Raw genomic sequence first — 14098 nt, 5'->3', positions numbered from 1 at the left:
TGTTTACCTATACGGCCCAACAAAAGCCAGAAGCGGGCAATGGTTCAGGGATAACGTATGAATGCCGGGGGATCAGATGATCACCCCGGCATTCAATGAACTGCGGAAATACTTATTTAGCTGCTGCCAGCTGCACTGCCACGTCGACAATCATGTCTTCCTGGCCGCCCACGTAGCCGGCCTTGCCGACCTCTTCGAGGATCTTGTAGGCAGGAACTCCGTAGCGCTCGGCTGCACGCTCGGCATGGATCAGGAACGAGGAGTATACCCCGGCGTAGCCCTGCATGATCGAGGCGCGGTCCATCACCGGCATGCGGGTGATGAATGGCTTCACAATATCTTCGGCGGCACCCATCAAACCCTGGATATCAACTCCGGTTTTGATGTCCAAGCGGTCAAAGGCCGCGGCAAGGACCTCGGTGGGGGAGTTACCCGCGCCGGCGCCCAGAGCCATCAGCGTGCCGTCGATCTGCTTAGCCCCTGCACGGACGGCGAACACGGAGTTCGCTACGCCGAAGCTCATATTCTGGTGGCCATGGAAGCCAACCTGGGCATCATTGCCAAGCTCGGAAACCAAAGCCGAGACACGGTCCGAGACATCATCAAGGATCAGTGCGCCAGCCGAATCGACCACGTAGACGCACTGGCAGCCAGCGTCAGCCATAATGCGTGCCTGCTTGGCCAATTCTTCAGGCGACACCCGGTGGGACAGCATCAGGAAGCCCACGGTTTCCATGCCCAGCTTGCGTGCATGTTGGAAGTGCTGGATCGAGACATCTGCCTCGGTGCAGTGGGTGGCAATGCGGGCTACCGATGCGCCCACCTCGTGGGCTTGGTTCAAGTCATGGATGGTGCCCAGACCTGGGAGCATCAGCACGGCAATTTTTGCCTGCTTGGCCTCGTCTACCGCGGCCTTGATCAGGTCGAGTTCCGGGGTCAGCGAGAACCCGTAGTTGAACGATGAGCCGCCCAGGCCGTCGCCGTGGGTGACCTCGATGACCTCAACGCGGGAGTCATCCAGTGCGCGCACCACCGAGCGGACGTGCTCCTCGGTGAATTTGTGGCTCATCGCGTGCGAGCCGTCGCGCAGGGTGGTGTCGGTCAGACGGATGTCAAAGGTGGTGTCCATTGGTGCAGTCATGGTGTGCGTCCCCAATTCCTAGTTCACCGACGCGGCGGAGCGCGCGGCGTCGATCTTCTCTGAGAGCAGGTCCGCGGTGCGGGTAGCTGCAGCGGTGATGATGTCCAAGTTGCCTGCGTATTCCGGCAGGTAGTCGGCGGCGCCGGCGACCTGGACCCAGATGCCCACACGGCCAAAGCCGCCCCAGTCTTCGCGGGCTTCCTCGAACTGTGGTTCCATGCGAAGTTCATAACCTGGGACGTAGTCGCGGATATCGGCGGCTGCCTTGTCGATGGCCGCACGGATCTTGTCTTGGGTTTCGCCGGCTGTGGCAGCCTCGGCAGGGATCATCGCGTAGATGGTGTTGCGCATCATCATCGGTGGTTCCACCGGGTTGATGATGATAATTGCCTTGCCACGCTTGGCGCCACCAACCACTTCAAGAGCCTTGGCAGTGGTTTCGGTGAACTCGTCCACGTTGGCACGGGTGCCCGGACCGGCAGACTTCGAAGCAATGGAGGCAACGATTTCTGCATATTCCACCGGAACCACGGAGGAAACGGCAGCCACGATTGGCGTGGTGGCCTGGCCGGCGCAGGTAATCATGTTCACGTTCATGGTGTCGGTCAATGAATCCAGGTTCACTACCGGTGCCAGGTACGGGCCGACAGCCGCGGGAGTCAGGTCAATGGCGTGAATGCCGGCGGCCTTGTACTTCGGGGCATTGGCCTCGTGTGCTTTCGCCGAGGTGCATTCGAAGACAAAGTCAGGCAGTTCGTCCTGAGCTAGTAACCAGTCCACACCTTCGGCAGAGGTGGTGATGCCCAGGCGCGCTGCGCGAGCCAATCCGTCTGAGGAAGGATCAACACCAATCATGTATTTGACCTCGACGTTGGTCGAGCGGCGCATAATTTTGAACATCAGGTCGGAACCGATGTTTCCGGAACCGACAATGGCGGCTGTTTTCTTGGCCATGGGAGAGCTTCCTTAGCTACAGAGCAAAATGGATGGTGGGGTAACGCAGGGCGTTACTAGGAGAAATTGATCTTCAGCGAACCGAGCTCACCAAAATCTGCGGTGGCGGTCGAGTTCTTGACTACCGGCATAGCGCCGGTGAAGGAACCGGGCAGGATCAGCTGTCCGGCTTCAAGGGAGACTCCCTGTTCACCGAGCACGTTGGCTAGCCAAGCAAGCGGGGCAACCGGATCATTCATCACGGCACTGCCCTTGCCGGTGGCTACCTTTTCGCCATCGATAATGAGCGAGCATTCAACCTCAGCCAAGTCTTCGATGCGCACATCAAGTGGGGTGGTGCCCACAGCGATAGCGCCGCAGGAAGCATTATCGGCCACGGTGTCCACCAGCTTGATATTCCAGTCTTCGACTCGCGAATCGATGATTTCAATGGCTGCGTAAACTTCACCGATAGCTTCGGCTGCCTGTTCACGGGTGACACCGGGACCGGTCAAGGTTTCCTTAAGGATGAAACCGAATTCTGGTTCTACCTTGGGGGAGATGAACGAATCTGCGGGAATCTGTGCGTCTTCGTGGTGAACCATGTCGGCGAAGAAGTAGCCGAAGTCCGGTGAATCAACACCAAGCTGCTTCTGCATAGCAAGCGAGGTTAGACCGACCTTGCGTCCGGCAAGAACACGGCCCTTGGCCAAATGATGCTGCAACTGCGCATCTTGGATCTGGTACGAATCCTCTACGGTCATGTTCAGCACTCGGTCACGCAGTGGCGGAACTGGAACCAATGATTCGGTGGCGACAAGTAGTTCGTCTGCCAACCGCTTGATCAATTCGCTACGTGGAGCCTCGGAGGAATGGTTGCTTGCCCATTCCGCTGCGCCTGTCTGAGGAGCCTGTGTCATTACTTAATCACCGCTGTCGTTACGCCGAATCCGGCTATGTATTCTTTGATTGGTTTGTAGAACTCGTAGGTGACTTCGTAGTCACCGCAGGCCTTCAATGCCGAGTAGGCTGCCACCCAGGTGCGCACCTCGTGCGAGGAGTGGCCTGCTACTGCGTCCATCTCATCCGCGTTGAGCGCATCAAAACCAGTCACATCCCCGGACTTGCAAATCTCAAGGAACGCGCGATCCCATTCGGGGTTCAAATCCATGATGTTTGCGTCGCCCTTGGCGAAGGCCAAAGCGGTATCGATGGTGCGCTGCTGGCGCGTTGCGCGGGCTTCCGGAGTTGGTTTGCGTCCGTCGGTGAGGAATGCGCGTTGCGCTTCGGTGGCTGTCGCGATCTGCGGCACTGGGGGATCATGGGACAGTCCGCCGGAACCGATGAATAGGACCTTCTTGTCGGAGTCCTTGAAGAACTCACCCACAGCCTGGCCAAATTTGCGCACGCGTGAAACCTTGCAGAAAGGAGGAGCGACGGAATTGACGAAGATGGGAATCATTGGCTTGTCAGCGAGGTTGCCGTACATGATTTCCATTGGCTGCACCGCACCGTGGTCGACTTCCATCTTGCGGCTGATTGCGGTGTCTATGTCCTGATCGATTACGTACTGAGCCAATTCTTCGGCGATGGACGTGGGGACGTTGATGGGCCCCTCCCACGAGTCATAGTCGCCGGTGCCCAAGGCTTCATAGCCAATGCAGAATGGCGGCATCAGGTCGTAGAAGAACCCGTTGTAGTGGTCCGGGCCGAAGTTGATGACCAGATCCGGATCGAAGTCTTTGACGAAGGCGCGGGCTTTTTCGAAGGCTGCCTCAACGGCTGCTTTGACCTCAGCTGGTGGGTTGACGTGTTCCAACAGTGGACTGTGGGACATACATAGCAATGCCTGGGGCATGATGTTCTCCTTGAACTGGCGGCAGACTTAAACGAGTCTCTGATGGCTTGTTATCCATTTCACTCGGTAAGCAACCGCGAGGCTAGTTTGTGTTCCATCAGTCGGAACAGCGCACAATTATTTGACGACGCAGCTTAAAATTTCCATGGTGCAGTGGCTAGTGCGTTGTATTCTTTCGGGGGCCGAAGATGCGGTGCCCTAGAACGGTATGAGCGTTACTTGGGCACCGCCTCGTCTTCTACAGCACGTTTTACATGTGGCGATTCAGGTACGCCGAGATCACCTGGTTGAATTCATCTGCGCGTTCGACCTGTGACCAGTGGCCGCACTGATTGAAAATGTGTGAATCGGCAGTAGGAATTACGCTTTGCAGTTCGTGGGTCCGGGTGACTGGAATGACGACGTCCTGCATGCCGTGGATCAGCAGTACTGGGATTTCCAGCTTGCTGAGTACTTCAAAATCCAGTGGCAGCGCGTCACGGTCACGGTCGCGTGCGGTGACAACATCAACCAGACGATCACTGGCAGTGTCGTTCAAGGCCGACTGGTAGCGCAGGGAAACGAGCTCGTCAGTGACTAGTGATTTATCGACAACGAACTGTTCAAGTGTCCGGCGGATGCCTGCTTCGGAGAGCTCTGGCTTGGAGTGCCCGGAGAGTGCAGCGGTTTTTTCGCGCCGCCGGTGCCCATGGATACGATGCCTAGCAAGCGTTCAGGGAAATCGATGGCGAATTGCATGGCAACCCAGCCGCCGATGGAGTTGCCGACGATCCAGGTTTTGTCGATGCCCAGTGCATCGAGAACTCGCACCGAGTGGCGGACCCATTCTTTGATGCCGTATTCGATTCCTTCTGGGACGACGGTCTGGCCGTAGCCGACGGAGTCGATGGCGATGCAGCGGCCGGTCTGCGCTAGCTGCGGGAGATTGAGCCACCAATTGGCTGCGGCGGTGACGCCGGTGCCTGAGCCATGGAGGAAAAGCATCGGAGCGCCTTCACCCAGTTCGTGGTAATGGGTCAGCTCGCCCTCTGCGGTCTGTAGCCATTTGTCTTCGAGACCAAAGAACTCGTCTGTGGTGTATTCCGGGATTGCGGTCTGGGTCATTGAATTTTCCTTTGAATCGTTGGTGTTCTGTGAAGTGAGCAAATGAATCGAGTTTGGCTAACCAGCCGTGACAAGAGAGGCTAAAGTGGTTCCAAGGACCTGTTCCAGAGCCAGGGAAAGCTGCTTACCGGCTTCGCCTGCCTCCCAGGTATTTTTGATCTGGCGCCACGCAATGTATCCGTCGGGGCGTACCAGCAGGGCTCCGGCTTCCTCGATTTTACGGACACGGGCCCAGTAAGCGTACGGATCTTTGATTTGTTCTTCCCCAACAACCAAGGTGTCGAGGAACGGAAGATTAAGATCTTGAGCGGCGTCTTTCCATGCTTGTCCGGACAAACCGGTAATCAGAGTGAACCGACCCTTGCCCGTGACATCCAATGTAGAGATTCGTCGTCCGTTGGCGCCAACGAGCCATGCATGCGGTAGCTTGGCACCGGGGCGCGTCGTGGCCTGCAGATGCAACTGAGGATCGAGCGCAAAGACTTCCTCCTCGTGGGAATCCGAAAGGACCGCCGTGCTGGAATAGCGTTGGTTTAGTTCGACACCCAACGCATTAAACTCGGTGTTCTTCAGCTCCAGTGATGTGGCGAGCTTTTCTCGGAGCTCTGCGCCTTCCTTGGTAGGTGCCTGCAATCGCGCCAGTCCTGCTTCGATGGATTTTGTTCCATCTCCCATCTCGGTATTGAAGCACTCTCGAAGCGGCGCATAGTCCAAACGGGACTGGTTAGCGCGTGCAACGATCTGGGCACCGACAGGTATTCGTTCGTCAGAGTAGGAATCCAGAAGAGATTCTCCGGCGTAGCCCTTGACAGCGTATGCCAATTTCCAGGCGAGGTTGTAAGCATCTTGCATGCAGGTGTTGGATCCCAATCCGCTGCTTGGCGGATGACGATGTGTTGCGTCTCCACCGCAGAATACGCGACCCTTCGACATGGACAACGCATGCTGTTGGTTCACGTACCAGGTAGACGTGCCTTGCAAGTCGATTTGCAGATCAGGATCGCCCACCAGCGTTCTAATTTGGGAGATCACCCGTTCATCGCTGAGATCGGGTTCACCGTCATCCACGCTGAAACCCCAACCGGCAATCCATTCGTCCCATGGCCGGACTGCCCGGAGCAAGCCCATGCCGATCTCGCCGAAATCAGCCGCAGGGTTCATGATCCAATGCAGAATGCTGGGGCGATGGGCGACGTAGGAGGACAGATCTGCGTTGAATCGGACATACGCGGTGCCTGCTCGGGCGGTGTGGCCCTCGAACTCCAGTCCAAGTTCCTCGGCGATTTGGCTCTTGGCTCCATCTGCTCCTACCAAGTAGCGGGCGCGCAAACTATATTCTTGACCGGAGGCGCGATTGAGCAGGTGGACTGTCACGCCGTTGGCGTCTTGTTCATGGCCAAGATACTTAGTGGAGAAAAGGACCTTTGCCCCTCGTTCTGCCGCGTTCTTGACCAGAAGTGGTTCCATATAGGTCTGAGGTATGTCCAGCATGGTGCATGGACTGGCTTTGACATAGTCCCCTGAACGGAGATCTCCGGTACCCCAGGTTTCCAATCGAGCAATTTCTGGCCCGTTCAGTGAAGTAGTGAAGAGCGTATCGCCCATTTCTTTCCACGAGACGGCATATTTTTTCGCTTCTTCTTCTATCCCCAGATCCCTAAGAACCTCGACGGCTCGAAGATTCGTAATGTGGGCGCGCGGAGTGTTTGCCAGCCAAGACCATTGGGAAATCATTGTTGTCCGTACACCGTAGCTCGCCAACGCGAGAGCCGTCGTAGCGCCCATCGGTCCGGTTCCGACGATGAATACATCGGTGTCGAATTCGTTGTGGTCCGAAGAATTATCTAGGTGATCGGCAGCGCCGATGATGCTTGTGAAATTGTTCATTAGTCGTTTCCTTGGCTAGGTCGGGCGGCGGATGAGGAATTCTGATTGTTATTTCCTGATGGATAAGCCTTAGCTTTATATGAATGAGAATGTTTCTTGCCTTAGCAGGAAGTCCTCAGTGAGTGCCGTCACAATCATCCTAAACTAGTTAGCTGGTGAAGTAAATTGAATTCTGAAAAAGACTCCATTGACGAGGTTCAGCGACAGTGGACGCGAATCTTGCCTGCGCTTGATACTTCGCCGATGGTAATTACCGGGCGCATTAGATACCTTGCCCAGGCGATTCAGGCGGGTAGCGACGAGGTTCTGGCCCGACAAGGATTGACCCGAGCAGATTTCGACATCCTTTCGGTGCTGGTGCGCAGTGGACGAGCATTGAGTCCGACCGAAATTACGGTCCAATCTTTGATTAGCGCTCCGGGTACGACTAAAAGAATCAAGAAACTTGAGTCTGACGGCCTTGTTAATCGAATTTTGAACCCAAGTGACAAGCGTGGATATCTTATAGAACCCACGAATCATGCATTGGAAATCTTCCAGCCCGTCGTGGAGTCCATCTCTGACTACGAGCGGACGCTGCTAGGCAAGTTGGAGCCCAGGGACGTTATTCAACTTACGGAAAGCTTGCGGGCTTTCGTGTCTGCGGTCCGAGAGTCAAAAACGGAATCTGACTAGGAATGTGGCGATGGTTACGTCAGGGGAAGGGCGAGGAAGTGGAGAGAATTTGAAAAAAGTTATTTGCTAGTTAAGTAATTTCATGTGATAGTAGTCACGAAGAACGATGTTGTGCCGACCAGATTCGGAATTGCGACATTGATTCCCGACCTTTCCTACAGCTCTCACTCTGGAGACCTCCTGTGTCTACTCACCAAAATGATCGGCGTACCGCCGGTCCCTTTAAAGTTGCGATGGCAAGCTTCATCGGCACGACTATCGAATATTACGATTTCTTCATTTACGGCACCGCAGCCGCGCTTGTCTTTCCCCGGCTATTCTTTCCCGAAGCCACACCAGTAATGGGAACCTTGTTGTCCTTCGCTACGTTCGGTGTCGGCTTCCTGGCGCGTCCGCTCGGTGGCATCGTATTCGGGCATTTTGGTGACCGCATTGGACGCAAGAAAATGCTCATCATCTCCCTCGTGGGAATGGGCTTGGCGACGATGCTCATGGGATTGCTCCCCGGGTATGCGCAAATTGGCATAGCCGCCCCGATCTTGCTCACGCTTCTGAGACTGTTCCAGGGCTTCATGGTTGGAGGTGAATGGGGTGGTGCGACGCTGATGGCTGTCGAGCATGCGCCTAAAGGCAAACGTGGATTCTACGGGGCATTCCCTCAAACTGGCGCTCCTGCCGGAACAGCTCTGGCCACCGTGGCGTTCCTCTCTGTTTCTCAGTTGCCGGACGAGGCTTTCTTCACATGGGGCTGGCGTCTGCCGTTCTTGGTAAGCGCGGTCTTGGTAGTGGTCGGCCTCATCATTCGTATGGCAGTTTCCGAGTCTCCGGCGTTCGCCGCCGCACGTTCGAAGGATGCGATCGTCAAGCTCCCGATTAAGGAGGCGTTCAAGCGCCGCCCGAAGGAGATCTTCCTGATCGCGGGAACCTACATGTCCCAAGGTGTCTACGCGTACATCACCATGAGCTACCTGGTGAATTACGCGTCCAAGGTCGTTGACTTGGATAAGAGCACTGCACTGATGGGCGTCTTCATTGCAGCCGTCATTGCCACAGTGCTTTACCCGGTGTTTGGCGCGTTATCGGACACATACGGACGCAAAACCATGTACCTGATAGGTGCCCTAGCCATGGGTGTAGTTACCTGGCCGGCGTTCATGCTGATCAACACCGGAACCGCCTGGGGATTCACAACGGCTGTCGTCCTGCTCTTCGGCATTGCCATGCCACCTGCCGCAGGCGTCACCGGATCCTTGATGGCCATGGTGTTTTCCCGAGAAGTCCGCTACACCGGAGCATCGGTGGGGTACACGCTTGGCACTCTGGCCGGACCGGCCTTTGCGCCAACGATCGCGACCGCGTTGTTCGCAGCATACGGATCCTCTGATGCCGTAGCCATATACATGATCATTGTTTCGGTGATCTCCGTCGTCTCGGTTTCATTGCTCCCCGGTGGCTGGGGACGGAAGGAAGCGCTCTACAACGCCGAGTCCCAGGACCAAGCCATAGAGGCAAAGGTCAAGGCCGCAGCAAACTAGGAGTCGGGAGCGTCGCCGGGTCGATTTCGAGCGGCGCTCCCGAGCGAACGCGAGCGGCCGAGAGGCAAGCTTCGCGGCCGTCCGTGAGGAACTAAGTTCCTCACGGACGCAACCGGCCCCGACGATCTCTGAGGAATGATTACGCTGTCGAAACTTACGCTCGAGCAAAAGATTCGCGCCTCTCTGGCCGCGCCGCTGAACTCCGAAAATGTGCTTGATCCGGATCGAGAGTTGGCAAAAATATTGTCCCTTGTGGGACTTGACGCAAAAGATGGGGGCGGAACTGTGACCTTCTCCGGCAAAGACCCCATCTTGAAGAGTCCTTGGCCGCTTGCAACCATGGGCGGAGTGGCGCTGATGGCCAAATCCGTCGCTGCAGCCGACCTATGGCGCCATCGCACGGGTACGGGACAAGACCTGTCCTTGGATCTACGTCGGGTACCTCATCGCCTGTGCCCCTTCTATGATCAGAAGTGGGAACTGCTCAACGGATATCCTCCTGTCAACGCGCATGATCCGACGAATCCGTTCTTTCCGTCATTCATGTACCCGACCCGAGACGGCCGCCTGATCCAGTTGCTTAACATCTACCCGAAAGCAAAAACCAAAGCCCTTGAATTCTTGGGCTGCGCAGATAACTATGACGCCATCGCCGAAGTCACCCGCGGGTGGGATTCCTTTGAACTAGAGAAGGAAGCTAATCGACGTGGCCTCCAAGCCACGGTGGTTCGCAGTACCGAAGAATTTCTCGAACACGAGCAGTTCCCGCACCTTGCCGGACTCCCACTGATTCATATCGAGAAAATAGGAGAATCTGCACCCGAACCCTTTTCTGCGGACCCCGTATCACCGCTGGACGGCGTGCGAGCCCTCGGTCTGGGACATGTCATTGCAGGAGCAGGACTCGGTAGGACCCTGGCCTACCACGGTGCCGATGTTCTGAATATTTGGAGACCTTTCGACTTCGAAATGGATTCCATCTACAGCACCTCCAGTGTAGGAATGCGTTCGGCAACGCTGGAAATCGGGGATCCAGACGGAATGAGCAGAATGCTTGACTTGGCTCGGGACTGCGATGTGTTCTTCGCGAACCGCCGGCCTGGCTACCTGAACCATTTCAACCTAGCGGCAGAGCACCTCGCAGAAATCCGCCCAGGGATCATCCACGTTGAGATGTCTCTGTACGGCCCCACTGGGCCATGGGCAGACCGTACGGGATTTGATCAGAACGCTGGCGCGGTCACCGGGATCCTTTCCCGCGAGGGAACCAATGAAAAACCGCAACTGACGGAAATTTTTGTTATCAACGATTACGCCATGTCATGGCTTGCGTCCATGGCTGTCATGGCCACATTGAAACGCAGGTCGGTGGAAGGCGGAAGTTACAAGATCCACCTGTCGCTTGCGCGTCTGTCGCTGTGGCTGATAGAGCTCGGAATCTTCGATAAGAACTACGCCGCAAAGGTCGGAGCTACCGTCGGTGAGCATGCATTCCTGGATCCCGAAGTGTTCCAAGCACAAACCCCAAGTGGGCACTACCAAGGGGTCACCGATCAGGTGACAATGTCGGAAACCCCGGGACGATTCGCCTTTCCACTCGTTCCGCGAGGATCCAGTGAAGCACGGTGGCTGCCCTAACAGGGGTTACCGGTCGGGTAGTCCCGGGCTGTGCGAACTGGCCCCGGAAGAATACAGCAGTTGATTTTCTGGCCTGGTGACCGATCCGATCAAGGATCGCATCGGTGGCGACTTGGGTGTCTTTAGACGCGCAACGTGCGCCAAAGACAGTCCATGCCGTTAGTTGAAACGCCGGAAGCCCCGACGGTCCTTGGAAAAGGACGTGCGGGGCTTCGGCGGCGGTTGAAGTGTGTGGCTACTTGGCCATATGTAGTGCCAGGTACTGCTTGATGACCTGATTAAATTCTTCGGCACGTTCAACCTGTGACCAGTGGCCGCACTGGTTGAAGATGTGCGAGTCGGCGGTCGGGATGACTGCCTGCAGTTCGTGGGTGCGGCTCACCGGGATGACGACGTCCTGCATGCCGTGGATCAGCAACACAGGGATGTCGAGCTTGCCCAAGACCTCGAAGTCCAGCGGCAGGGCGTCGCGGTCGCGGTCCCGTGCCGTGACGACGTCGACGAGGCGGTCCGAGGCAGTGTCGTTCAACGCCGAGGCGTAGCGCAAGGAGACGAGTTCGTCGGTGACCAGGGACTTGTCCACAACGAACTGCTCCAGGGTGCGGCGGATGCCTGCCTCGGAGAGCTCGGGCTTGGCGTGGCCGGAGAGGGCAGCGGTCTTCTTGGCCCCGCCGGTGCCCATGGACACGATGCCCAGCAGGCGTTCGGGGAAGTCGATAGCGAACTGCATGGCGACCCAGCCGCCGATGGAGTTGCCCACGATCCAGGTCTTGTCGATGCCCAGGGCGTCCAAGACGCGCACGGAGTGGCGGACCCATTCCTTGATGCCGTATTCGATGCCTTCGGGCACGACGGTCTGGCCGTAGCCAACGGAGTCGATGGCAATGCAGCGGCCGGATTTGGCGAGCTCTGGCAGATTCAGCCACCAGTTGGCTGCGGCGGTGACGCCGGTGCCTGAGCCGTGGAGGAAGAGGATGGGGGTGCCCTCGCCTAGCTCGTGGTAGTGGGTGATTTCGCCCTCGGCGGTTTCCAGCCACTTGTCTTCGAGGCCGAAGAACTTGTCTGTGGTGTATTCCGGGATTACTGATTGCGTCATGGGGTACTCCTTCATTTTGGTCACGAATGTCGTATGTTGCTGGTCCGCAAAACGGCATGGATCCTAAACTCAACGATAGGAACTACGCGTAACTATTGCTTCCTCGCGTTCCATCTAATGGAACGCGAGCGGCTACTTACCTAGCTTGCGTTCCTTGATGACGTAGGTGAACGTCGCATGCATCAAGGCTTTATCTTCGGAATCTGAGACGGTGACCTCGGTGACAGCGACCGAGCCGCCGCCACGAAGAATCTTTGCGGTAGCCACGACGTACTCGGTTTTGGAATTGCTCATGTAATTCTGATTTGACTGCACAGCGAGTGGAAACTGGCCCGAATCGGCGTAAGCCGACATAGCGAGGAAGGTACCGGCAATATCGGCCGCGCCAAAGAGTGCTGCTGCCGAGTACATGCCGTTGGCTTGCGCGATGGAATCCTGCAATGGCATGCGAAGGCTAATGGTTTCGCCATTGGCAGCATGCGGTGCAAGCCCCAACGTGGTCACTATGTCATCGAAGCCCAAACGTGAAAGGAACTTGCTGACTAGCTGATCTAAATCTTCAACATTGGCCGGAATAGCCATTGAAACTCCTAAAATGATGGGATCGGTCTTGAAATTCACTCTATTCGCCACGGCCGCGAACTAGAACCTTAGGTTTCAAACGATGAAACGACCAGCGATGTCAAGTGCTCACACACAACATTGGAGCGCTCTGCGACCCAGAGCGCTCCAATGGCAAAACGGTCTTTGGCTGACGTTCTGCGAACAACGGCTTACCTAGCGGCCCAGAACCTGATCGTCGATGGATTCGTCGGCTCGCGAAGCAGCCCGCTCTGCACGTCCGCGAGTTTCCTTGGACAGTAGTACAGCCAGACCAGCGAGTACGATCAGCAAGATGAAGTACCACGCGATGTTGTTGGTTCCACCACCATTTTCGAGGCTAACCAACCACGTAGCCATCAGTGGGGCAGTGCCGGCGCCGACGAGTGAGCCGAGCTGGAAAGTCAATGAAACACCAGTGTAACGATCCTGTGTTTCGAACTTCTCCGCCAAGAAAGCACCGATCGGTCCGTACATCGAAGCTTGGATGATTGGATTTCCAACCAGGAAAGCTAGCGCAATCAACCAGAAATTACCGGAGTTGAAGAGCGCAAACATGGGGAAGACCAATGCTATGGAAATACCTGCACCGACCAACATGACAGGGCGACGTCCATAACGGTCTGAAAGCATAGCAAAGAATGGAATCGCGAAGATATGCAAGAAGGAAGAAACTGTAAGCATCATCAGCGCTTCTTGACGAGTGACAACGCCAGTCCCTGCAACGTAAGGGACCATGAAGATAGCCAAGAGCGCCTGCATGAACAACGGACCAGCGGCAGCAAGGATTCCGTAGAGCGAAGACAACGGGTATTTGGTCAGTACGCGCAATATTGGTACACCTGTGTGCACTTCGCCCTTCGCTTGGGCTGCGACGAAGTCAGGCGATTCGGTGACGCGGTATCGCATGTACAGACCGATAACTACCAAAGCTGCAGAAAGCAAGAAGGGTATGCGCCAGCCCCAAGCGAGGAACTGATCCTGCGGCAGGCCAGCGAACAAACCGAGCATCAAAGTAGCGAGTACCGAGCCGGTTGGACCGCCGGTGACGGCGATCGAAGCAGCAAGCCCTCGGTTTCTTTCTTGGACGTGTTCGGCGGCCATCAATGTGGCCCCCGCCCATTCGCCGCCGACGGCAAGTCCTTGGACTACACGCAGGAGCACAAGAATCAACGGAGCCGCTACACCAATCGTGGCGTAGCCAGGCATCAAGCCGATGCAGACAGAAACAATGCCCATCATCATCAGCGTTATGAACAACATGTTTTTGCGACCGAAGCGGTCGCCGAAGTGACCGAAGAGGATGCCACCGATAGGACGAGTGACGTAGCCGGCTAACAAAATAACAAAGGACAAGGTCATGCCCAAGGTTGGGTCCATCTCATCCGAGAAGAAGAGGTGTGGGAATACTAGACCTGCTGCGGCTCCATAAAGCAGGAAATCGTAGTATTCAACGGTGGATCCAAGGAAGCTGGACACGAGTGCCCGTTTGGTTTCCTTAGATGATTTAGGCTGTTGAGCCGAGGCGGGTGCCTGATCCATTGCGTGCTCCGAGTGTGGTGAATGGGTGAAGACGGGCTGTGCGTGAGTCGATTGACTAGCAAGACTATGGCGCTTCAAATAGTGTGAGT

General features: G+C 56.3%; 13 protein-coding genes. 3 read left to right on the top strand and 10 right to left on the bottom strand.

Features of this window, described 5'->3' with window-relative positions:
* Window positions 1–112 precede the first annotated feature (112 nt).
* From dmpG to ACT3TP_RS15780, 7 genes are all read right to left on the bottom strand, one after another.
* Window positions 113–1141 carry a 4-hydroxy-2-oxovalerate aldolase gene (gene dmpG, locus ACT3TP_RS15810; protein WP_105678383.1) on the bottom strand — a complete coding sequence of 343 codons (1029 nt, stop codon included), beginning with the start codon at window positions 1139–1141 and terminating at the stop codon, window positions 113–115.
* Window positions 1142–1159: 18 nt separating this feature from the next.
* The gene (locus ACT3TP_RS15805) at window positions 1160–2095 is read right to left on the bottom strand and encodes an acetaldehyde dehydrogenase (acetylating) (RefSeq protein WP_443445131.1); all 936 of its coding nucleotides are present in this window, start codon (window positions 2093–2095) and stop codon (window positions 1160–1162) included.
* Window positions 2096–2151: 56 nt separating this feature from the next.
* Window positions 2152–2994 (bottom strand): 2-keto-4-pentenoate hydratase, encoded by an 843-nt coding sequence (locus ACT3TP_RS15800; RefSeq protein ID WP_442346900.1) that lies wholly within the window; start codon window positions 2992–2994, stop codon window positions 2152–2154.
* Complete coding sequence (locus ACT3TP_RS15795) at window positions 2994–3932, bottom strand: 3-carboxyethylcatechol 2,3-dioxygenase (protein WP_442346901.1); 939 nt, start codon at window positions 3930–3932, stop codon at window positions 2994–2996. The genes ACT3TP_RS15800 and ACT3TP_RS15795 overlap by 1 nt, the downstream gene beginning before the upstream one ends.
* Before the next feature lie 250 nt (window positions 3933–4182).
* The gene (locus ACT3TP_RS15790) at window positions 4183–4470 is read right to left on the bottom strand and encodes an alpha/beta fold hydrolase (RefSeq protein ID WP_444620978.1); all 288 of its coding nucleotides are present in this window, start codon (window positions 4468–4470) and stop codon (window positions 4183–4185) included.
* Window positions 4471–4508: 38 nt separating this feature from the next.
* Window positions 4509–5036: an alpha/beta fold hydrolase gene (locus ACT3TP_RS15785; protein WP_444620977.1), complete on the bottom strand. Its 528-nt coding sequence runs from the start codon at window positions 5034–5036 to the stop codon at window positions 4509–4511.
* 57 nt (window positions 5037–5093) lie between these two features.
* Window positions 5094–6923 carry an FAD-dependent oxidoreductase gene (locus ACT3TP_RS15780; RefSeq protein WP_444620975.1) on the bottom strand — a complete coding sequence of 610 codons (1830 nt, stop codon included), beginning with the start codon at window positions 6921–6923 and terminating at the stop codon, window positions 5094–5096.
* Window positions 6924–7088: 165 nt separating this feature from the next.
* Here ACT3TP_RS15780 and ACT3TP_RS15775 point away from each other — a divergent pair, with 165 nt between their 5' ends.
* From ACT3TP_RS15775 to ACT3TP_RS15765, 3 genes are all read left to right on the top strand, one after another.
* Window positions 7089–7598: a MarR family winged helix-turn-helix transcriptional regulator gene (locus ACT3TP_RS15775; RefSeq protein ID WP_444620974.1), complete on the top strand. Its 510-nt coding sequence runs from the start codon at window positions 7089–7091 to the stop codon at window positions 7596–7598.
* A 182-nt stretch (window positions 7599–7780) separates the two neighbouring features.
* On the top strand, window positions 7781–9133 hold the full coding sequence (locus ACT3TP_RS15770; RefSeq protein ID WP_444620973.1) for an MFS transporter: 1353 nt from the start codon (window positions 7781–7783) through the stop codon (window positions 9131–9133).
* A 135-nt stretch (window positions 9134–9268) separates the two neighbouring features.
* Window positions 9269–10771 (top strand): CoA transferase, encoded by a 1503-nt coding sequence (locus ACT3TP_RS15765; protein WP_444620972.1) that lies wholly within the window; start codon window positions 9269–9271, stop codon window positions 10769–10771.
* Window positions 10772–11006: 235 nt separating this feature from the next.
* Here ACT3TP_RS15765 and ACT3TP_RS15760 read toward each other — a convergent pair whose 3' ends face one another.
* The 3 genes from ACT3TP_RS15760 to ACT3TP_RS15750 form a co-directional block, all read right to left on the bottom strand.
* On the bottom strand, window positions 11007–11867 hold the full coding sequence (locus ACT3TP_RS15760; protein WP_444620971.1) for an alpha/beta fold hydrolase: 861 nt from the start codon (window positions 11865–11867) through the stop codon (window positions 11007–11009).
* Between the two features lie 132 nt (window positions 11868–11999).
* Complete coding sequence (locus tag ACT3TP_RS15755; RefSeq protein WP_444620970.1) at window positions 12000–12488, bottom strand: PaaI family thioesterase; 489 nt, start codon at window positions 12486–12488, stop codon at window positions 12000–12002.
* Between the two features lie 156 nt (window positions 12489–12644).
* The gene (locus ACT3TP_RS15750; RefSeq protein WP_444620969.1) at window positions 12645–14009 is read right to left on the bottom strand and encodes an MFS transporter; all 1365 of its coding nucleotides are present in this window, start codon (window positions 14007–14009) and stop codon (window positions 12645–12647) included.
* Window positions 14010–14098 lie beyond the last annotated feature (89 nt).

Source organism: Glutamicibacter sp. AOP38-B1-38 (assembly GCF_052377485.1).
Lineage (GTDB): Bacteria > Actinomycetota > Actinomycetes > Actinomycetales > Micrococcaceae > Glutamicibacter.
The sequence above is the reverse complement of the archived record's forward strand: the minus strand, read 5'-3'. Positions and strand labels throughout refer to the sequence as shown.